Below are 20,641 nucleotides of genomic sequence, written 5' to 3'. Positions count from 1 at the left end.
TTGTACTCCAGGTTTATTGGCAGGCTTCGCAAGTGGGATCGTCGATCGGACAGAGGAGCGGCACGGCGAGCTCGATCGGTTCGGCGGCGGCGCCGACGGAAACAGCATTGAGCTTCCCGTCGGTTCCTTTCAGCGTCGACTTCTCGACATGGGTGGCGCTCAGCGAGCGCAGGTAATAGGTGGTCTTGAGCCCCCGATTCCAGGCGAGCCTGTAGAGCGCATCGAGCTTCTTGCCGGAGGGATTGGCGATATAGAGATTGAGCGACTGCGCCTGGTCGATCCATTTCTGCCGGCGTGCCGCCGCCTCGATCAGGAAGCTCGTATCGATCTCGAAAGCGGTGGCGTAGAGCGCCTTGAGATCGTCCGGCACCCGGTCGATGCCGCCGAGGCTGCCGTCGAAATATTTGAGGTCGCTGATCATCACCTCGTCCCAGAGGCCCCGGGCTTTCAGATCGTGCACCAGATCGGCATTGGCGATGGTGAAGTCGCCCGACATGTTCGATTTGACGTAGAGATTCTGATAGGCGGGCTCGATCGACTGGCTGACGCCGCAAATATTGGAGATGGTGGCGGTGGGGGCGATGGCCATGACATTGGAATTGCGCATGCCCTGCTGGAGCACCCGCTCGCGCAAGGACGCCCAGTCGAGGCGCGAGGAGCGGTCGAGATCGAGCTTGCCGCGTGAACGGCTCAGGATCTCGATCGAATCGAGCGGCAGAATGCCCTGGCTCCACAACGAGCCGTCATAGCTCGGATAGCGGCCGCGCTCGGAAGCGAGATCGCTCGAGGCCCCGATGGCGGCATGGGAGATCGCCTCCATGCTTTCATCGGCGAAGCGGATGGCCGCCTCGGAGGCGTAAGGAATACGCTGGCGATAAAGCGCGTCCTGGAAGCCCATGAGACCAAGCCCGACGGGGCGATGGCGCAGATTGGAGAACCGCGCCTCAGGGATGGTGTAGAAGTTCACGTCGATTACATTGTCGAGCATGCGCAGCGCCACGGTGACGCTGCGAGTCAGGTGCTCGTGATCGATGCCCTCGGCGGTCACGTGATTGGCGAGATTGATCGAGGCGAGATTGCAGACCGCGACCTCCTTGTCGGAAGTGTTGAGGGTGATCTCGGTGCACAGATTGGACGAGTGGATGACGCCCGCATGCTGCTGCGGTGAGCGCAGGTTGCACGGGTCCTTGAAGGTGATCCAGGGATGGCCGGTCTCGAACAGCATGGTCAGCATGCGCCGCCACAGATCGATGGCGCGCATCTGCTTGAAGACCTTGACGCGTCCTGCCGCGGCTTGGGCCTCATAGGCCTCATAGGCAGCGGCGAAGGCAGCGCCCGTCAGGTCGTGAAGATCCGGCACCTCGTCGGGCGAGAACAGCGTCCAGGTGCCGTCGGCCTCGACGCGCTGCATGAACAGGTCCGGCACCCAGTTGGCGGTGTTCATGTCATGGGTGCGGCGGCGGTCGTCGCCGGTATTCTTGCGCAGATCGAGGAATTCCTCGATGTCGATATGCCAGGTCTCGAGATAGGCGCAGACGGCGCCCTTGCGCTTGCCGCCCTGGTTGACGGCGATGGCCGTGTCATTGGCGACTTTCAGGAACGGCACGACGCCCTGCGACTTGCCGTTGGTGCCCTTGATATGGGCGCCGAGGCCACGCACGCGGGTCCAGTCATTGCCGAGGCCGCCCGAATATTTGGCGAGCAGCGCATTGTCCTTCACCGACTTGAAGATACCGTCGAGATCGTCAGGCACTGTGGTGAGGAAGCAGGAGGAAAGCTGCGGCCGCAAGGTGCCGGCATTGAACAAGGTCGGCGTCGAGCACATGACGTCGAAGGCGGACAGCACCTCGTAGAATTCGATGGCGCGCGCCTCGCGGTCGACCTCGCGCAGCGCCACGCCCATGGCGACGCGCATGAAGAAGGCTTGCGGCAGCTCGAAGCGCACGCCGCCCTCGTGCAGGAAATAGCGGTCATAAAGCGTCTGCAGGCCGAGATATTGGAAATTGAAATCGGCCTCGGGCCTGAGCGCCCGGCCGAGCCGGTCGAGATCGAAACGTTTGAGCTCGGGATCGAGAAGGCCGGCCGCGATGCCGCGGTCGATATAGTCGGCGAAATAATCGGGATAACGCTCGGCCATCTGGGCCTGATCCGCACTATCGGGATGGCCGCACAGGAAGCTCAAAGCCTCGGCGCGCAATTTATCGAGCAGCAGGCGGGCGCTGGCATAGGCGTAATTGGGCTCGGTCTCGATCAAGGTGCGCGCCGCCATGATCTGGGCAAGCGCCAATTCGTCCTCGCTCATCCCGTCATAGAGGTTGCGCTTCGTCTCGGCGAGAATGGCTAAGGCTTCGACACCGGCCAGCCCGGCGCAAGAGCTGGCGATCAGCTCCGCAAGCCAGTTTTCGTCCAGCGCGCGGTCGAGGCCTGATGGCGACTTGATCCGCAGCGCGGGGGCAGTGGGGTTTGCCGGCTTTTCCGCCGCGCGCAGCCGCGCCCGTTCCTCGCGATAGAGCACATAGGCGCGGGCGACCTTGTGGTGGCCGCCGCGCATCAAAGCGAGCTCGACCTGGTCCTGGATCTCCTCGATCGGCATGGCGCGCTCGGAATCGCTGCGGCGCGTCAGGGCCGCCGTCACCTGATCGGTCAGCTCACGGACGATCTCATGAACGCGGCGCGAGGCGGCGGCGCTCGAACCTTCGACGGCGAGAAAGGCCTTGGTCATCGCGATGGCGATCTTGGCCGGATCGAAAGTCGAGATCGACGCGTTGCGGCGGATGATGCGGAAGGCCGGCATGCCGGCGGCTTCCTGGGAGCGCGACGGTAAAGGCAGGACGCGGCCTTCCGGGCGATCGGTGATTTGAATGAGAGACATTGGCTAACCCCTAGAAGTTGGGGGCCAGGGCCAAGGGAGCGCAGACGCAGGAATCCGGCACGTGGAACGACCGGGGCGCAAGCGAACCTTCGGAGCACCCCGCCCGAGGACGATCAAGACATCACGGGCAGGTCTCCTGACTCGCGGGTCGACGTCGTTTGCTGGCCTTCCCAATGCGCAACTCGCATCAGTGACCGACAACGCAAACAACTCGCCGCTAACAGTTGCGGGGGCAGTCCCGGATTCGCACCGGGTTCCCTCTTAGCTCCAGAATCACTCCTGGAGACCAGTGATGGCTGCATATTGTGGTGTGTGGCCCCATCTCGTCAACATATTGTCGCAAGGTTTCTCTGGCATATGTAGACATAAGAATATCTTTATATGTTATTGACATGAGAGACGGGCTGAGAGATGATCGTCTTGTCACGGTCCTCAGATTTTTGCCTGAGGCGAAAAAGGGAATGCGGTGCGATCCAGGGCGCTTCCCGCCAAAGTTGTTCGACTTTGGCGATAAGGAGACGCCCAAGATGGGATCAAAGCCGCGGCTGCCCCCGCAACTGTAAGCGGCGAGCCCGATCCGGAATCCACTGGCCTTGCGCCGGGAAGGGGGATCGAGGTTTAGACCCGCGAGCCAGGAGACCTGCCGTGACGAAGACGTTCTAGGGCGGGGTGTCCCAGGGGAGCGCGTGTTGCAGGTTGGCGCCGGTACGGGCTCGCCTCGCATGCTTCTTCCATTGGCCGCCGCTTATCAGCGAGGTGCGCCATGATCTTCGAGACGAGCTCCAGCATCCGCGATCGATGCGACCGCAATCGCGGTCCGCCCTGACGCGCCTTCGCGCTTCACCTTCATCACCAATGAAAAAATCTGGAGCCTTGCGCTTTCCGGAACAGGAGAATTCATGTCCATCACAACCGCCAATCTCGGCTTCCCGCGTATCGGCCGCCGGCGCGAGCTAAAGGCCGCGCTCGAAAGCTACTGGGCCGGCAAGAGCCCGGCCGCGGCGCTGCTCGCCACGGCCGCGAATCTTCGCAAGGAGAACTGGCTGCTGCAGCAGAAGAGCGGCCTTGATCACATACCGAGCAACGACTTCTCGCTCTATGACCAGATGCTCGATATGAGCGCGCTGGTGGGCGCCATTCCGACGATCTATGAGCGCCCGGGTTCCGGCGTGCCGCTGGATCTCTATTTCGCCATGGCGCGCGGCAGCGGCGAGGCCCGGACCTGCGCGCATGGTCATCAGCATGAGACGACCGGCGTGCCGGCGCTCGAGATGACCAAATGGTTCGACACGAACTACCACTATATGGTGCCGGAGCTGGCGAGCGATCAGGCCTTCGAACTCACGACCACCAAGCCTCTCGACGACTTCCTGGAAGCCAAGGCGCTCAGCGTCGAAACGCGACCGGTCCTCATCGGGCCGGTGACCTATCTGCTCCTCGCCAAGGTCAAGGATGGTCGCGCCGAGCCTTTGTCGCTGCTGCCGGGACTTCTCCCCGTCTATGTGGAGATCCTGCGCAAGCTCGCGGGCGCCGGCGCCTCCTGGGTGCAGATCGACGAGCCGGCGCTGGTGCTCGATCTGTCGCCTGCCGCCAAGGCCGCCTTCAAGACCGTCTATGAGACGCTGGCGCGCGAGGTGCCGGGCCTCAAGCTTTTGCTCACCACCTATTTCGGCGCTTTGGGCGACAATGCCGATCTTGCGTCCAAGCTGCCGGTCGCAGGTCTCCATGTCGATCTCTGCGCCGCGCCCGAGCAGGCGGATATCGTGCTCGGCAAGGCCCGATCCGATCTCACGCTGTCGCTCGGCGTCGTGAATGGCCGGAATATCTGGCGCAATGATCTTTCGGCGACACTCAGAAGCCTCGACCGCTTCGCCGACCATGCCGGCGGCATCGTGATCGCGCCGTCCTCGTCGCTGCTGCATGTGCCGGTCGATCTGGCGCTCGAGACCGATCTCGATCCCGAAATCCGGAGTTGGCTCGCTTTCGCCACCCAGAAGATCGAGGAAGTGGCGCTGCTGGCGCGTGGCCTCAAAGACGGCGCGGTGGCGATCGCCGCCGAGCTGGCGCGCTCCGACGAAGCCGCGCAGGACCGCCGCGAGTCGGCCAAGATCCATGACAAAGCTGTGCAGCTCAGGACGCGCGGTGTAAGGCATGAGATGACGTTGCGCCGCAGCCCCTTCGCGACGCGGCGCGTGGCGCAGGACAAGCGGCTCGGCCTGCCGGCCTTCCCGACGACGACTATCGGCTCCTTCCCGCAGACGTCGGACGTGCGCAAGGCGCGCTCCGATTTCAGCAAGGGCGTGCTTACGCAAGCGGAGTATGACGCGTTCCTGCGCCGCGAGACCGAGAAGGCGGTGCGCTGGCAGGAGGAGATCGGCATCGATGTGCTCGTCCATGGCGAGTTCGAGCGCAACGACATGGTGCAGTATTTCGGCGAGCAGCTATCCGGCTACGTCTTCACCAAACATGGCTGGGTGCAGAGCTACGGCTCGCGTTATGTGCGCCCGCCGGTCATCTTCGGTGACGTGTCGCGGCCGAAGCCGATGACGGTCCAATGGTCGTCCTATGCGCAGTCGCTCACCGAGCGGCCGATGAAAGGCATGCTCACCGGTCCGGTGACCATCCTGCAATGGTCCTTCGTGCGCGACGATCTGGCGCGCGCCGATGTGTGCCGGCAGATCGCGCTCGCCATCCGCGACGAAGTGGTCGATCTCGAAAAAGCCGGCATCGGCATTATCCAGATCGACGAGCCGGCGATTCGCGAAGGCCTGCCGCTGCGGCGCGCCGAGTGGACGGCCTATCTCAACTGGGCGGTGGAATGTTTCCGTCTCGCCGCCGCCGGTGTGGCGGATGAGACGCAGATCCATACCCATATGTGCTATTCGGAGTTCAACGACATCATCGCCGCGATCGGCGCCATGGATGCCGACGTCATCTCGATCGAGACGTCGCGCTCGAAGATGGAACTGCTCGATGCCTTCGTGTCATATCGTTATCCGAACGAGATCGGCCCGGGCGTCTATGACATCCACTCGCCGCGCGTGCCGGATGCCGCGGAAATGGCGGATCTCCTCGACAAGGCGACGGCGCATCTCGCCCCCGACCAGGTCTGGGTCAATCCCGATTGCGGTCTCAAGACACGCCGCTGGGAAGAGGTGAAACCGGCGCTGGTCAATATGGTCGCCGCCGCCGGCCGTCTCCGGGCGTCGCACCGCACGTGATGCAAGAGGGCCGGCGTTCATCGCGCCGGCCCTCTTTATCTTACCCTCGCCCCTACGGGGGAGAGGGAGGGACCCGATGCGAAGCATCGGGAGGGTGAGGGGAACGGACGGAAATCATCCTGCCATCGCATCCGATTTTCTCTGCCGGTTCCCCCTCACCTAGCCCTCTCCCCCGCAGGGGGAGAGGGGATCAACCAGCATATTTTCACCTCACGGACGGCTGATTTCGTCCAGATACCAATCGATATAACGCAGCTCGTTATACTCCATCGGCGCAATCGGACCGGGCACAAAGTAATGTGAGCGCACGCCGCGGGCGGTGTGCTCGATGATCTTCTTGTCTTCCGCCGTCGTCACCTTCCACAGCCAGGTGAGTTTCTCGAGATCATAGTCCTTGCCTTCGACGGCATCGCCGTGCACCAGCCAGATCAGCTCCATCTCGCAGCTGTCGACCGTCTTCGGGATGAAGCGGTAGATCATGCCGTGATCGGGATAACAGACGAGGAAGCTGGTGCCGCCGACATGGATCGACGTGACGCCGCCATCATAGTTCTGGAACTTGCCCATCAAAGGCGCCACGGGTGAGCCGTCCTCGCTGCCGCTCGCCGCACCTTCGTAGAGCGCATAGCGGAAGACGTCGATCGCCTCCTTGCCGGCGCGCGAAGTCTGCCAGTGATTGCCGGAGATGATGTTGACGCCCAGCGCGCAAGTGCGTTCCTCCATGCGGCTGTTCATTTCGGCGATGCGCTCGGCCGGCTGCTCGAGCGCATGGGTCTTGGAATATTCGGGATGCGCCGGCCCGCAATGATAACATTCGACATAGTTCTCGATCGCGAGCTTCCAGTTGGCGGCGATCGCATAGGTCTGGCGATGCGCCACCCGCGCGTCACCCCAGCCATATTGGCCGCAGCTCGCGCGCAGCGACTGCTCGATGAGGGTGAAGTCGAGCGGCGCCGTGGCGAAGGAAATGAAGATGAGGCCTTCGGCGACGCGCACATGGAGCTTGTGCAGCCCGTATTTTTCGCGGTCGAACCCCTTGGGCATCAGGCGCGCCGCCTTGAGGCGCCCATCATTGGCATAGGTCCAGGCATGATAGGGGCACATGAAGAAGCGGGTATTGCCCTTAGGCCTAATGCAGACTTCGGCGCCACGGTGGCGACAGACATTCAGGAAGGCATGGATCTCGCCATCCTGGGCGCGCGACAGGATGATCGCTTCACGTTCGAAGCTGAACAGCTCGAAGTCGCCGATATCGGGCAGGATGCTGACATGGCCGATGCAATGCCAATGCCGGCGCAGGACACGCTCCATGTCGCGCTCGAAGATTTCCGGATCGGCATAGAAGGCGCGCGGCAGGCCGTGACCCGGTTCGCGCGACGCGACGAGCCGATCGATGTGGTCGCCCAAATGGTCCTGGTGCAGAAGTGTAACGGCGGTCATGATCGCGTGTCGTCCTCGCAAGTTCGCTCATGCGGGGACGGGGAGGGGGATCGGCCGTCGCGGCGCCAGGCCTCGGCCAATCGCCACTCGACCGCCCACCGCGGTCCATCGGCATGCTCGAGGCTGGTTTCCGGGCTTGAGACGCCGCTCCACCTTCCCAGGCATCAGCCCAGTGGCATTCGGAGCGGCTCAGAGGTCTCTTACCGTTACGGGGGTAGCGCCGGCATCGCACCGGCTTCCCAATTATCCCATCCGAGGACGGGCACCTTAAGCAAGGCCATAAGACCACAAAGGCCGGCGGGATATCCGCTAGGAAACGACATGGGCTACGGGGTGCGCGACAAAGCTCCGCGCCTGAATCCCCCCAAGAAATCAACAGGTAAAAATTTACGCTTGTGTTCACCTGAAAGTTGAGCCTAGATTGCAAAGCGCTTTGGCAAAGCGTTTTGGTGACTTAAAGTTGAGAAAATTTCCGTGGTTTCAATTGCGGACGTAGCTCAAGCGGCAGGGGTAAGCCCGACAACCGTTTCCCATGCTTTGAGCGGGAAACGGAAGGTCAGCCCGCATATCGTTTCCCGCGTGCGGGAAGCAATGGATCGTCTCGGCTACCAGCCGAGCCGCACGGCGCAGAATCTGGCGCGCGGCACCACGCGGATCCTGGCGGTGGCGGTGCCGGATATCGGCAACAGCTATTTCGCCGAGCTCGCCAAGGGCGTCGAGGCCACCGCGATCGGGCGCGGCTACAATGTCATCCTGTGCACCACCGGCTTCGATCTCGAGAAGGAGATGCAATATCTCGAGATGATCAGGTCGCGCGCGGTGGACGGCATCGTCTATTCGGCCGGTTCGCCCCCCACCAACAGCGAGCTTCATCGCGTACTGGGCGACATGCCCCTGGTTTTCGTCGACGAAGAGATCGTCGGCACCGATTTTCCCTCCGTCGTCTCCGACAACGACAAGGGCGCGCGGCTCGTCGCCCGGCATCTGCTCGATCTCGGCCATCGCAAGGCGCTGCTGCTCGTCATGCCGGGCAATAACGCCACCAGCATCCGCCGCATCGAAGGCTTCGGCGACGTATGGCGGCAAGGCGGCGGTGAATTCGCGATCGTCAAATCGGACCTGACCGAGCAGGGCGGCCGCAAGGCGGTGCTGCCGCACATCGAGGCCCTGCGCTCCGGCGAGGTCACCGCCATCTTCGCGCTCAACGACTTCATGGCGATCGGCGCCATCAACCAGCTGCGGAAAGAGGGCATCGACGTGCCGGGCCAAGTCTCGGTCGTCGGCTTCGACGACGTCTCAGCCGGCTCCTATTGCTATCCGCCGCTCACCACCGTGCGCCAGAATGTTCTGGGCCTCGGCGTGGCGGCGACGACGACACTCATCGATTCCCTCGAAGGCGTGAAGCCGCTCACTGGCGAGCAGGTCGTGCTGCCCATCGAGCTGATCATCCGCGAATCCACAGGTCCCCGGCGCATATGACGAAGCCTCAGCAGAAATATTCGGTGTTCTTCGGCGATGTGGCGGAAGATGAATATTATGCCGCGCCGTTCTTCCCGTCGGCCGGCGACAAGCTCATCGTCAAGACGCTGCCGCCGCAATATGGCGGCATGATCGCCAATGCCGCTTCGATCTTCGCTCATTACGGGATGGCGACCACCTTCATCTCGCAGCTGAATTCCGGGCCCTTGACCCAGAAGCTGCTCCGGCAATTGCGCGAGGCCGGCCTCAATACCGACTATGTCATCTTCGACGAGGCGGTGCCTGATTCGAAGTGCATCATCCTGATCTCCGGCGATCAGCATATCGTCATCATCCCGAAGCTCGGCATCACGCATTCGGAAATCACGCCCCAGATGTTCGAGCATATTGCGGGCGCCGAATTCCTGTTCACCTCGCTGACCGACGCGCGGCCGTTCCGCATGGGCGAGCTCACCGCGCCGCAGGTGCTGCAAGCCTTGCGCCGGCGCGGCGTCAAGATCGTGATGGATCTCGATGTCTACAATCTCGAGAACCATCCTTCCGGCCTCATCGAATATTGCGACATCCTGTTCATGAATTCGCGGGGCAAGAAGCGCTTCACGTCCGTCGGCAACGATATTCAGCAGCTTCTCGCGGCGGGCGCCACGGCCATCGTCGTCACCAAGGACAGTGAAGGCTGCGACCTCCACACGGCCAAGGGCGTCAAGAGCATCCCAGGCTACAAGGTCGAGGTCGTCGATGTCACCGGCGCCGGCGACACCTTCTCGAGCTCATTTCTCTACGCCTATTCGCAATCCGGCGACCTCGCCGCCGCCGCCGAATTCGCCAATGCGGCAGCGGCCTTGTCGGTCGGCAAGGTCGGCGCCCGGGGCGGGATGACGACCGACAAAGCCGTGCGGGCCTTCATGCAGGAACGCGCGGTGCTCGTATGAACCATCAACACCAAGCAACAATTGGGAGGAGTGACTAATGTCTATCGATAATGCCATACAGGGCTATGGGCGTCTGACGATCTTCATGATACCGATCGGCATCGCCATCAATTTCGTGGGTGGCCAGTTCGCCCTGCTCTTGAAGCTGCCGGTCTATCTCGACAGCATCGGGACCATCCTGGTCGGCGCGACCTGCGGCGGCATTCCTGGTGCCATCGTCGGTGCGATCTCGAATGTGCTCAATTCGATCACCTCGCCGCCGACCATGGCCTTCGGCATCCTCAGCATCATGTTCGGCCTGCTCGCCGGCTGGCTCGCCAAAAAGGGCGTGTTCCTGAGCCTCACCAAGACGCTGCTCAGCGCCATTCCCTTCGCGCTCATCGGCGGCGTGCTCGGCGCCATCCTTACCATCTGGATCTTCGGCGGCCTCGCGGTCGGCGGCGGCGCGCTGGTGGTTGGTGCTCTCACGGCGGCCGGCTTCGACATCAATACCGCCAACTTCCTGGCGCAGGTGCCGATGGACATCCTCGACAAGGTACCGACGGTGCTCGTCGTCTATGCCATCCTGAAAGGCATGCCGAAGCGCATCTTCGCCAAGCTGCCGCTCGGCTACATCTATCTCGGCAAGCGCCCCGGCGCGGCGGCCTGAGATATGCAAAACGACGCCACGAAAGGGCGCGCCGGGATAGACCGGGATTTCGTCGAAAGCTTTCGACGCCCGGTCACCCAGGGAAACATGATCCGGGACATCAACCCGATCATCGCTTTCCTGGTCCTCGGCTGCCTTGCGATCATTCCCATCTGGATCACGGGATTGACCGCGCCGCTCATCATGTGCGCGGTTTTCGTGGCGATCTCGCTTCTTGCCGGCGTCGGCCGCCAGTTCATCCCCGGCTATCTCAAGCTGTTCCTGGCGGTCGGCTTCGTTCTTTTCATCCTGAGAGCGGCTTTCGAGCCCGGCAGCCATGTGCTGTTCACCCTGGGGCCACTGACTCCCACTCTTGAAGGCGCCATCGGTGGCGCCCGTTTCGCGCTCGTCGTCATGGTTCTGTGCGGCGCGCTCACGCTCTTTGCGGCGCTGATGCCGGCCAAATATCTGATGCTGGCGCTCGAGGAGCGCGGGCTGACTCCGCGCGCCACCTATGTGCTCCTGTCCTCGCTGCAGTCGATCACCGATCTCGGCCGCAATGTGCGCGTCGTCATGGACGCGCAGAAGTCACGCGGCATCGAGACGGAAGGCTCGATCTTCACCCGCAGCAAGGCGTTCTTTCCGATCATTGCGCCGGCCTTCCTCACCGCCATGACCCAGACGGAGGAACGCGCGGTAGCGCTCGATGCCCGCGCCTTCAATTCCAAGACCGCGCATACACGTCTCGCCTTCTTCCGGCAGCCGCGTCTTTGGGAATATGTCCTGCTCACTGTCGCCTTTGCCGGCCTCGTGCTGGCCGTCGTGGGAGCCGCGCTGTCATGGCTCTGATCTCGATGCAGGATGTGAGCTTCACCTATGCCTATTCCGAGGCGCCGGCGCTCAGCAATGTGTCGCTCACGCTGGAGGAGGGGCTTCTTTATGGCGTGATCGGCGTCAATGCGAGCGGCAAGACGACCTTGTGCAGCCTCATGCGCGGGCTCATTCCGCTGTTCCATCCGGGAACCCTGACGGGCAAGGTCGAGATCCGCGGGCGCAACCTGCTCGAATGGGATCCGGCCGAGCTTTCGCGCGCCATCGGCTGTGTGTTCGAAAATCCCTTCACCCAGATCAGCGGCATCAAGGACACCGTTTTCGAGGAGATCGCCTTCGGCCTCGAGAATATCGGCGTTCCGCGCGATGAGATGATCGAGCGCGTGCTCGAGGTGGTCGAAAGACTGGGCCTCGAGGCGCTCATCAAGAAGAACCCCAATGAGCTGTCGGGCGGCCAGCGCCAGAAGGTCGCCTTCGCCGCGATCGTCGCCATGGATGCCGATTTCATCGTCATCGACGAGCCGACGTCGCAGCTCGATCCGGAGGCGTCCGATGCGGTGTTCGAGATCATCGGCGATTTGCGCAAGCGCGGCAAATCGATCGTGCTGGTCGAGCACAAGATCGACCTGATGGCGCAGCATGCCGACCGGATCATCGTCATGAAGGACGGCCGTGTCATCGGTGAAGGCCCGACGGCGGAGATCGTCACTTCGGCGCTCATGGACGAGGCGGATGTGCCGCGGCCGGAGGTCACTGAACTGGCGCTGGCGCTACAGGGCGCCGGCAAGGCGTTCCCGTCGCTGCCGATCACGCGGGCCGAAGCCTTCGCCGCCTTGTCGTCCAGGCTGGGGCGGTGAGCATCATGGCCATAACCTTCACCAATGTCTCCTTCGCTTATCCCAGTGGCTGGCGCGCTGTCGACGATGTCAGCTTCACCGTCAGGCCAGGCGAGCGGCTCGCCATCGTCGGCCAGAACGGCGCCGGCAAGACGACGACCGTCAAGCTGATGAACGGTCTGCTCAAGCCGACCAGCGGTACCGTGACGGTCGATGGCGTCACGACGGCGGAGCGCACCACCGCCAGCATCGCCGCGACGGTCGGTTATGTGTTCCAGAATCCGGACGACCAGATCTTCGCCAGCACGGTGCGCGACGAGCTCGAATATATGCCGCGCTATCGCAAATGGGATGACGCCAAGCGCGACGAGCGGGTGGCGCGCGCCGCGCGGCTCGGCGGCATCGAGCGTTATTTCGATAGCAACCCCAACGATCTGCCGCTGGTCATCCGCAAATTCGTGGCGATCGCCGCCGTGCTCGTCGGCGAGTGCAAATATATCGTGCTCGATGAACCGACCGCCGGGCTCGACCGGCCGGGCCAGCGCCGTCTCGTCGGCCTGATCGACCAGCTCGAATCCGAGGGCGTATCGGTCGTCACCATCACCCACGACATGCGCTTTGTCGCCCAGACCTTCACACGCGTGATCGCCATGGCGAACCGCCACATCATCGCCGATGGCGACTGCGCCAGCCTCTTCGCCAGCGACGAGCTGCTTCGCCAGGCCAGCATAAGACGGCCCGAGCTCGCGCAATTGGTGAGGGATCTGGGCCTGAGCGACAGGGCCTACCGCCTCGACGAGATCGCGGCGCTCATTCCCGACAACCGTTAACCGACACAACACATGGCAGTTCTATGAGCGCGAACAGGTTTCTTTCGACTTTCAATAATCGCATCCCCGTCTTCGCCATGCTGCATCTCAAGGGGGACTCTCCCGCCGAGAAATTCGACATTGCGCGCCGCGAGACGCAGATCCTGTGGGAGAGCGGCGTCGATGCGGTGATCGTCGAAAACTATTTCGGCTCGGTCGACGACGTCGTCGCCGTCTGCCGGTGGCTCAAGGATGAGGCGCCTGAGGTGGTGTTCGGCGTCAATATCCTGAAGGACGACAAACGCGCCTTCGAGGTCGCCAATGAATTCGGGGCACGTTGCGTTCAGCTCGATTCAGTGTGCGGACATCTCCCCGTCGCCGATGACGGCGCCTTCGGTGACTGGCTGAATGCCCAGCGCGCCGCCTCCAAGGCCTTCGTCCTGGGCGGCGTGCGTTTCAAATACCAGCCCTATCTGTCGGGTCGGCCCCTGGTCGAGGACCTGCTCATCGGCATATCGCGCTGCGATGCCGTCGTCGTCACTGGCGAGGGGACCGGTCTGCAGACGCCAGTCGACAAGACAGCTGAATTCCGTGCCATTGTCGGGCCCGGCTTTCCGATCGTGATCGGCGCTGGCGTCACACCCGATAGTGCTGAGCGCGATCTCGCCAAGGCCAATGCGGTCATCGTCGGCAGCTATCTGAAGGATACCCATGTCGATACCGGCAATGTCGACAAGCAGCACACGCTCGATTTCGTCCGGGCCATCCGGGCCCTGGGCTGAGCACCGTAAGAACTGAGGGAATGAATATGGCTCACGAGAACATCACCGACACGGTGCCGGCCGGCCTGGTCGAGGCCCAGCGCCTGGCGATCCGGCTGGCGGAAGCGATTTGCGCCGATGCGAAGCCGGGCGAGACGGAGATCGAGGTACGCGACCGTGCCGACCGTTATGTGCGCGACTTCGGTGGCACCGGCCTGTGGACGCCGACCACGATCGGCTTCGGCATCGGCACGCTGAGCTGCTTTCCGACCGACAAGCCGACCGCGCGGCAATTGTGGAATCTCGATCTCGGCATGGTGGACATCCATCCGATCACGCCGGACGGCTGGTGGGGCGACTGCACGCGCAGCTTCCAGCGCGGCGACAATGTCGCGCAGCGCAAGGCGCTGGAGACGATCGACGCGATCCATGCGACGCTCCTCGCTTCGGTCCGGCCCGGCATGCGCGCCTGCGAACTCTTCGCCATTTTCGATGCGGAGGTGAAGAAGACACCGTTCCTGCTGCTCGACCGCCTGTCGAATATCGGCCACTCGCTCGACGCCAATTCCTCCTATGACGCCGGTTATATCGATGCCTGGAACGAAACCCCGATGACCGGCGCCTGGGCGATCGAGCCCTTCATCGGCAATCATCTCTATGGCGTGAAGAAGGAAGACGTCGTGTGGTTCGGCCCGGGCAAGTGCACGATCGTCCGGTGACCGCCGAGGCCGCCGCCTAGCGCATATTTTGCCATCTCAATAATTTTGGCCGCCGCGCAATATCTGTGCGGTGATTGATCCCTATTGACAGTCGTCGAATTTGCCTCCTAATCTGCGATCCCAGAAATAAGGAGGCGGCTTTGAACCTTCAGGGACTACGCGTCATCATCACCGGCGCGGCGGGGGGAGCGGGAATCACCATCGCGCAGCGTTTTCATGCGGCGGGTGCGCGCGTTCACGTCGCCGACATCGACGAAGCGGCCATCGAGGCGGTGAGCGACGGCGATGACGGAATCTCGGCAAGCCGATGTGATTGCGGCAATGCCGATCAGGTGGCGCGGCTCTTCGCCGAAGCCGACACGCGGCTGGGCGGGCTCGATGCGCTCATCAACAATGTCGGCATCGCCGGGCCGACCGCGGCCGCGGAGGATGTCTCGCCCGAGGAGTGGGACCGCACCATCGGCGTCAATCTCTCCGGCTTCTTCTATTGCGTCCGGCAGGCGATACCACGCCTCAAGCAGACGGGCGGCGGATCCATCCTCAATGTCTCCTCGACCAGTGCGCGCACCGGCCTGCCTATGCGGCTGCCTTACGCCGTCTCCAAGGTCGGCGTGCTCGGCATGACCGAAACATTGGCCCGCGAGCTCGGCCCCTTCAACATAAGGGTCAATTCCATCTTGCCCGGCTGGATCAACAATGCCCGCGGCAATGCGGTGATCGAGCGCAAGGCGGCGGAGCTCGGGGTTGATCTCGAACAGATGATCGCCGAGAACACCGAATTCATCTCGATGCGCACCCGCATCGAGCCGGAAGAGATCGCCGACATGATGATCTTCCTCTGCTCGCATCAGGCCCGGCACGTGTCGGGCCAGCATATCGGCGTATGCGGCAATGCGGAGTATGAGCGATGAGCGGCGCGGCGGCGGTCTCCTTCACCCGGGTCAGCAAGACCTATGATGGCAGGACCGCCGTGGTTGACGACCTCGATCTGACCGTCGGCGAGGGCGAGTTTCTAAGCCTTCTCGGCCCGTCGGGCTCGGGCAAAACCACGACCTTGATGATGCTCGCCGGCTTCGAGACGCCGACCGCGGGGGAGATCACGCTCGCGGGACGCTCACTCGCGCATGTGCCGGCGCATCGACGCGACATCGGCATGGTGTTCCAGGACTATGCCTTGTTCCCGCATATGAGCGTCGCCGACAATCTCGCCTATCCGCTGCGTCTGCGCGGGCTTGCGCGCGAGGAGATCCGCGCCCGCGTCGACAAGGCGCTCGCCATGATCAACATGTCGGGCTTCGGCCAGAGACTGCCCGCAGCACTTTCGGGCGGCCAGCGCCAGCGCGTGGCGGTGGCACGCGCCCTCATCTTCGCGCCGCGCCTGGTTCTCATGGACGAGCCCCTGGGCGCGCTCGACCGCCAGCTGCGCGAGCAATTGCAGATCGAGATCAAGCAGCTGCATCGCGAGCTCGGCCTCACCATCGTTTATGTCACGCATGATCAGGCGGAGGCGCTGACGCTCTCCGACCGCATCGCGCTCTTCCATCGGGGGCGGATCGAGCAGCTCGGCACGCCGAGGGATCTCTATGAGCGTCCCGACACGCCTTTCGTCGCGAATTTTCTCGGCGACAACAATCTCATCCGCTGCATGGTGGTCCGGTCGGACGGGCAGGACTGCCAGCTGCGGCTGCCTTCCGGCGATCTCCTGGCCGGAAAAGCCGCTTCGGGCCTCACATCCGGCGACAAAGCGGTCGTGGCGATCCGGCCGGAAGCCATCCGCCCATGCATCAACGGGCAGGCGGCGACCGCCGAGGCCGAGGTCATCGAGGCCATCTATACGGGCGATCAATTGCGCATGCGCTGCCGCGCATTCGGCATCGACAATCTGCAGATCAAAGTCTCGTCCGCCGACATGCCGGCCCAAGCGGCGGCGGGGACGCGATTGCGGTTTTCCATCGCGCCGGAGGCGGTGCGCGCCATGGCCGATAGCTGATTTTCGAAATTTCGAATCGTCCGCGCGTGACCGGGCCACGGCGGTGATCCAACAAGCAAGCCCGAGATGAGGAGAACGTTCATGCCAGGACTGAAAATCCTGCCGCTCGCGGCGGCAGCATTGATCGCCTGTTCGACATTGGCCATAGCTGAGGAGCTGCGCATCGCTAGCTGGGGCGGCGTCGTCACCGACGCCAACCGCGCCGCCTATTGGAATCCCTATGAGAAGGCGACGGGCACCAAGATCATCGACGACACCTTCAACGGCGAGATCGCCAAGGCGCGCGCCCAGGTCCAGGCGCAGTCCTATCAGTGGGACATCGCGGAAATGGAAGATGCCGAAGCCGTGGCCGGCTGCGAGGAGGGGCTTTACGAGAAGCTCGATCTGTCGCGCGTTCCGGTCGCCGATCTCCTGCCCGACAGCCATGACGAATGCAGCGTCGTATCGCTGACCTCCGGCACCGGGCTGACCTACAACAAAGCCAAGATGGAGAACGGTCCGCAAAACTGGGCCGATTTCTTCGATGTGCAGAAGTTTCCGGGCAAGCGCGGCTTGCGCAAGTCGGCGACCATCACGCTGGAGGTCGCACTTCTCGGCGCCGGCGTGCCGAAAGCAGACGTCTACAAGACATTGGCGACCAAGGAAGGCCAGGATCTCGCTTTCGCGACGCTCGACAAGCTGAAAGGCAACATCGTCTGGTGGTCGTCGGGAACCGAGCTGGTGCAGGGTTTCATGTCGGGCGAGTTCGACATGGCGGTCGCTTATAATGGCCGCGTTGCCGGCGCCAACAAGACGCAAGGCCAGAAGCTCGAATTCGTCTGGTCGGCCGGCTATCTCATCGGCAACAACCGCTGGGTGATCCTCAAGGGCACGCCCAAGGCCAAGGCGGCGATGGATTTCATCGCCTGGGCGACGACGCCTGAGCCGCAGGCGGAATTCATGCGCCATATCGACTATGCCTCGGCCAACAAGAAGGCCTTTCCGCTTCTCGAAGCCGAATATCTGGCCTATATGCCGAATACGGCGGAACGCGTGCCCTACGGCCTGACCGCCGATCTGGCGGTCTGGCGCGACAATCTCGACACGCTCACCGAGCGCTTCAACGCCTGGGCCAGCCAGTAATGGCGGCGGGCCTCGCGCAGGCCGCGACGCCACCCGGACAAGAGACGACTGCCGCGACCTCCGCGCGGCAGCCGTCCCATCAGGGTGTCACCGGTGCGTTCGCAGCCAATGACGATCTGCGCCGGCGCTTGCGGCGGATCGACAGGCTGCGCGAGGCGAAGGCGCTGGCGCTCACTTTGCCGGCGCTGCTGTTTCTCATCGTGGCGCTCATCGCGCCGCTCGTCTTCTTCATGAGCCGGGCGGCCGATAATGCCGATCTCACCGACCATCTGCCACGCACCAGCCAGGCGATGGCCGGCTGGGACGGCGATGGCCTGCCACCCGAAGACATTCAGCGGATTCTCGTAGACGAGCTCTCCGGCATCGCCGGCACGCCGGGGCTCGCCGTGCTGGCGCGGCGACTCAATTACCAGGAGCCCGGCTACCGCTCGCTCATCCAGAAGACGGCGAACGGCCTGCGCGCCGGCGGATCGGGAACCGCCGCCGAGCGGCTGACCGCGATCGATGCGCGCTGGGCCGAGCCGTCGATCTGGCAGACCCTGCGCCAGGAATCGGGGCGCTGGACATCCTTCTTCATGCTCGCGGCCATCGATCTCAAGAAGGATACTGCAGGCGCCATCGCCTCGGCGCCGCCCGAGCGCGCCATCTATCAGCGGGTCTTCGCGCGTACCTTCATCGCGAGCCTCAGCGTCACGCTGATCTGCCTGGTGCTGGGCTATGCCACCGCCTATGCCCTTCTGCGTTTGCGCACCGGGCTCGGCCGTATTGCCTTGCTGGTGATTCTGATCTCGCTGTGGACCTCGCTTCTGGTGCGCACGCTCGCCTGGATCATCATCCTGCAGAAAAACGGCGTGCTCAATTCGGCTCTGATGGGCGCCGGCATCGTCGATGAGCCGGTGCAGTTCATCCGCACCTGGTTCGCGGTCATTCTCGCCATGGTGCATCTGCTGCTGCCTTTGATGATCCTGCCCATTCTCGCCGTCATGCGCGGCATTCCGCCGTCTTACATGAGAGCGGCGCAGTCGCTCGGCGCCGCGCCATTCCGCGCCTTCTGGTCGGTCTATCTGCCGCTGACCTATCCGGGGATCGGCGCCGGCGTCGTGCTCGTCGCCACGACCTCGCTCGGCTTCTTCATCACGCCGGAGCTTCTGGGTGGCCCGGAGCATCAGATGATCAGCTATTTCGTCGCCTTCTTCACCAATATGAGCGTCAATTGGGGGCTGGCCTCAGCGCTCGGCGTATGGCTTTTCGTCATCACCATCGCGATGTTCGCCGGCGTTGCGAAGGGCTTCGGCATTGCGAGGATCAAGCCATGAGCACCACGTCCTTGCCGCAACGCGCAGGAAGCGCCTTCCTCAATACGATCCTGCTCGGCATGCTGGGTTTCCTGCTGTTGCCGATCCTGTTCGTCATCCCCTTGTCGCTGAGCGCCGGTGAGTTCTTCATCTATCCGATGCCGGGCCTGTCGCTGCGCTGGTATGAGGCGTTCTTCAGCGACCGGGCCTGGATCTCCTCCCTGTGGAGCAGCATCGTCGTCGCAACCTCGACCATGGTGCTCGCCACGGTCCTGGGCACCCTGGCGGCGATCGGGTTCTGGCAGTCGCGCAGCCGGCTCGGCATGGTCATTCTGGTCGTGCTGGTCTCGCCTCTGATCATACCGGTCGTCGTCGTGGCGATCGCCTTGTTCTTCTTCTATGCGCGTCTCGGCTTCGCCAACAGCATGTGGAGCCTGGTGATGGGACACACGGCGATCGCGTTGCCGCTCGTCGTGCTGACCGTGGCGGCGACGCTGCAGACCTACAATCCCAATCTGACGCGCGCCGCGGCGAGTCTCGGCGCCTCGCCGGTCCGCGCCTTCTTCGACGTGATGCTGCCGCTCATCGCGCCCGGTGTCGCGACCGGCGCGCTGCTCGCCTTCGCGATGTCCTTCGATGAATGCGTGCTGTCGCTGTTTCTCGGCAGTCCCGAGCAGCGGACCTTGCCGCGCCAGCTTTTCTCGGGCCTGCGCGAAAGCATCACGCCGGTGGTGGCGGTGGCGGCCACCTTGATCATCGTGCTGGCGAGCGCCTTGCTTCTGGCGAGCCTGTTGCTCAAGGCCCGTGCCGAGAGGCTGCGCGGAGAGAGTCCGTGAGACGGTCAGGCGCGGGCGCGCAATTGCGGGATGAGGTCCCTTGCGGCGCTGGTGAGGTCGTCGCGCAGTGCCGCCTCGGCCGCTTCGGGATCGTTGCTGGCGACCGCCTGCAGCATGCGGTTATGGAAGGTCGAGATGCTCATGTCGCCATGCGGCGGCATATGGCGCTGCAGCGTCGGGCCGATCCTGAGCCACAGCGTCTCGATCATTTCGACCAGGGTCCGCGAACCGGAGAGCTTGTAGAGCTCGAAATGAAAACGGAAATTCACCTGCAGCGAATAGGAGCTCGAGGGATCGGAGCCCGAAAGAATCTGCTGATATTCGTTGTTGATCTTGCTGAGGAGGACGAGATCGGCTTTCCGCGCCTTCATGGCCGCGAGCCTGATCGCCATGCCTTCGAGATTGAGGCGGATTTCGAGCAGCTCGGCGAAGTCGACCTTGTCGGGATCATAGACGAAGAAGGCGCTCTTGTTGCGGCTGACGACGGCACCGTCGGCATCGAGGCGCTTGAGCGCCTCGCGCACCGGCGTCGGGCTCACCCCCAGGGCTTCCGACAATGAGCGGGACGTCAGCCCGGCGCCCGGCTGTATGGCGCCGCTCATCAAAGCGAGGCGCAGCACCTGATAGGCCTGGCGTTCGACGGAGATGCCTTCGATCGGCACGAGGCGCGGAAGGGTCGGTGCATTCGCCTTGCGCCGGCCGGCCGCCGAACGGCCGGTCTTCTTCTTGCTCGTTTTGCGCATGCCGCTCATTTGCCTTTGGTTTTCCGCCATTTGCCTATTTCGCAGATTGACACGGCGCGCAACCCCATGCAACATTTCTGAGATCGCAAAAATAACAATCACCCCCACGCGACTTCCAAAAAACCTC

17 protein-coding genes and 3 riboswitches are annotated in these 20,641 nt (G+C 63.2%); of the genes, 14 read left to right on the top strand and 3 right to left on the bottom strand.

Going from position 1 to position 20,641, the window contains the following annotated elements:
- Positions 1 to 13: 13 nt before the first annotated feature.
- A complete protein-coding gene (locus JHL16_RS16165) occupies positions 14 to 2,872 on the bottom strand; it encodes a ribonucleoside-diphosphate reductase subunit alpha (protein WP_200185918.1) in 2,859 nt (952 codons plus the stop codon).
- Between the two features lie 109 nt (positions 2,873 to 2,981).
- Positions 2,982 to 3,178, bottom strand: a riboswitch (cobalamin riboswitch).
- A 103-nt stretch (positions 3,179 to 3,281) separates the two neighbouring features.
- Positions 3,282 to 3,534, top strand: a riboswitch (cobalamin riboswitch).
- A 237-nt stretch (positions 3,535 to 3,771) separates the two neighbouring features.
- Between JHL16_RS16165 and metE the strand changes: the two genes are divergently transcribed.
- Complete coding sequence (gene metE, locus JHL16_RS16160) at positions 3,772 to 6,093, top strand: 5-methyltetrahydropteroyltriglutamate--homocysteine S-methyltransferase (RefSeq protein WP_200185917.1); 2,322 nt, start codon at positions 3,772 to 3,774, stop codon at positions 6,091 to 6,093.
- A gap of 210 nt (positions 6,094 to 6,303) precedes the next feature.
- Here metE and JHL16_RS16155 read toward each other — a convergent pair whose 3' ends face one another.
- Positions 6,304 to 7,533 (bottom strand): aromatic ring-hydroxylating oxygenase subunit alpha, encoded by a 1,230-nt coding sequence (locus tag JHL16_RS16155; RefSeq protein WP_200185916.1) that lies wholly within the window; start codon positions 7,531 to 7,533, stop codon positions 6,304 to 6,306.
- A gap of 104 nt (positions 7,534 to 7,637) precedes the next feature.
- Positions 7,638 to 7,818: riboswitch (cobalamin riboswitch) on the bottom strand.
- A 189-nt stretch (positions 7,819 to 8,007) separates the two neighbouring features.
- Here JHL16_RS16155 and JHL16_RS16150 point away from each other — a divergent pair.
- From JHL16_RS16150 to JHL16_RS16090, 13 genes are all read left to right on the top strand, one after another.
- Positions 8,008 to 9,012: a substrate-binding domain-containing protein gene (locus JHL16_RS16150; protein WP_200185915.1), complete on the top strand. Its 1,005-nt coding sequence runs from the start codon at positions 8,008 to 8,010 to the stop codon at positions 9,010 to 9,012.
- Entirely contained in the window at positions 9,009 to 9,944 is a 936-nt protein-coding gene (locus tag JHL16_RS16145) for a carbohydrate kinase family protein (RefSeq protein WP_200185914.1), read from the top strand. The genes JHL16_RS16150 and JHL16_RS16145 overlap by 4 nt, the downstream gene beginning before the upstream one ends.
- A gap of 37 nt (positions 9,945 to 9,981) precedes the next feature.
- The gene (locus JHL16_RS16140; RefSeq protein ID WP_200185913.1) at positions 9,982 to 10,593 is read left to right on the top strand and encodes an ECF transporter S component; all 612 of its coding nucleotides are present in this window, start codon (positions 9,982 to 9,984) and stop codon (positions 10,591 to 10,593) included.
- An 87-nt stretch (positions 10,594 to 10,680) separates the two neighbouring features.
- Positions 10,681 to 11,421 (top strand): energy-coupling factor transporter transmembrane component T, encoded by a 741-nt coding sequence (locus JHL16_RS16135; RefSeq protein ID WP_200185912.1) that lies wholly within the window; start codon positions 10,681 to 10,683, stop codon positions 11,419 to 11,421.
- Positions 11,412 to 12,260, top strand: a complete 849-nt coding sequence (locus tag JHL16_RS16130) for an energy-coupling factor ABC transporter ATP-binding protein (RefSeq protein WP_200185911.1) — start codon at positions 11,412 to 11,414, stop codon at positions 12,258 to 12,260. Before JHL16_RS16135 ends, JHL16_RS16130 begins: the two co-directional genes overlap by 10 nt.
- 5 nt (positions 12,261 to 12,265) lie before the next feature.
- Positions 12,266 to 13,069, top strand: coding sequence for an energy-coupling factor ABC transporter ATP-binding protein (locus tag JHL16_RS16125; RefSeq protein WP_200185910.1), 804 nt, complete (start codon positions 12,266 to 12,268; stop codon positions 13,067 to 13,069).
- A gap of 23 nt (positions 13,070 to 13,092) precedes the next feature.
- Entirely contained in the window at positions 13,093 to 13,830 is a 738-nt protein-coding gene (locus tag JHL16_RS16120) for a BtpA/SgcQ family protein (RefSeq protein WP_200185909.1), read from the top strand.
- Between the two features lie 26 nt (positions 13,831 to 13,856).
- Positions 13,857 to 14,528 (top strand): M24 family metallopeptidase, encoded by a 672-nt coding sequence (locus JHL16_RS16115; RefSeq protein WP_200185908.1) that lies wholly within the window; start codon positions 13,857 to 13,859, stop codon positions 14,526 to 14,528.
- A 140-nt stretch (positions 14,529 to 14,668) separates the two neighbouring features.
- Positions 14,669 to 15,439, top strand: a complete 771-nt coding sequence (locus JHL16_RS16110; RefSeq protein WP_200185907.1) for an SDR family oxidoreductase — start codon at positions 14,669 to 14,671, stop codon at positions 15,437 to 15,439.
- Complete coding sequence (locus tag JHL16_RS16105; protein ID WP_200185906.1) at positions 15,436 to 16,518, top strand: ABC transporter ATP-binding protein; 1,083 nt, start codon at positions 15,436 to 15,438, stop codon at positions 16,516 to 16,518. Before JHL16_RS16110 ends, JHL16_RS16105 begins: the two co-directional genes overlap by 4 nt.
- Before the next feature lie 81 nt (positions 16,519 to 16,599).
- Positions 16,600 to 17,640 carry an ABC transporter substrate-binding protein gene (locus tag JHL16_RS16100; protein ID WP_200185905.1) on the top strand — a complete coding sequence of 347 codons (1,041 nt, stop codon included), beginning with the start codon at positions 16,600 to 16,602 and terminating at the stop codon, positions 17,638 to 17,640.
- Complete coding sequence (locus tag JHL16_RS16095; RefSeq protein WP_200185904.1) at positions 17,640 to 18,956, top strand: ABC transporter permease; 1,317 nt, start codon at positions 17,640 to 17,642, stop codon at positions 18,954 to 18,956. The genes JHL16_RS16100 and JHL16_RS16095 overlap by 1 nt, the downstream gene beginning before the upstream one ends.
- Positions 18,953 to 19,771: an ABC transporter permease gene (locus JHL16_RS16090; RefSeq protein WP_246770949.1), complete on the top strand. Its 819-nt coding sequence runs from the start codon at positions 18,953 to 18,955 to the stop codon at positions 19,769 to 19,771. The genes JHL16_RS16095 and JHL16_RS16090 overlap by 4 nt, the downstream gene beginning before the upstream one ends.
- 5 nt (positions 19,772 to 19,776) lie before the next feature.
- Here JHL16_RS16090 and JHL16_RS16085 read toward each other — a convergent pair whose 3' ends face one another.
- On the bottom strand, positions 19,777 to 20,514 hold the full coding sequence (locus JHL16_RS16085; protein ID WP_200185903.1) for a GntR family transcriptional regulator: 738 nt from the start codon (positions 20,512 to 20,514) through the stop codon (positions 19,777 to 19,779).
- Positions 20,515 to 20,641: the final 127 nt, after the last annotated feature.

Source organism: Taklimakanibacter albus (assembly GCF_016595235.1).
GTDB classification, from domain to species: Bacteria; Pseudomonadota; Alphaproteobacteria; order Rhizobiales; family Aestuariivirgaceae; genus Taklimakanibacter; species Taklimakanibacter albus.
This window is presented reverse-complemented; position numbering and strand designations above follow the sequence as displayed.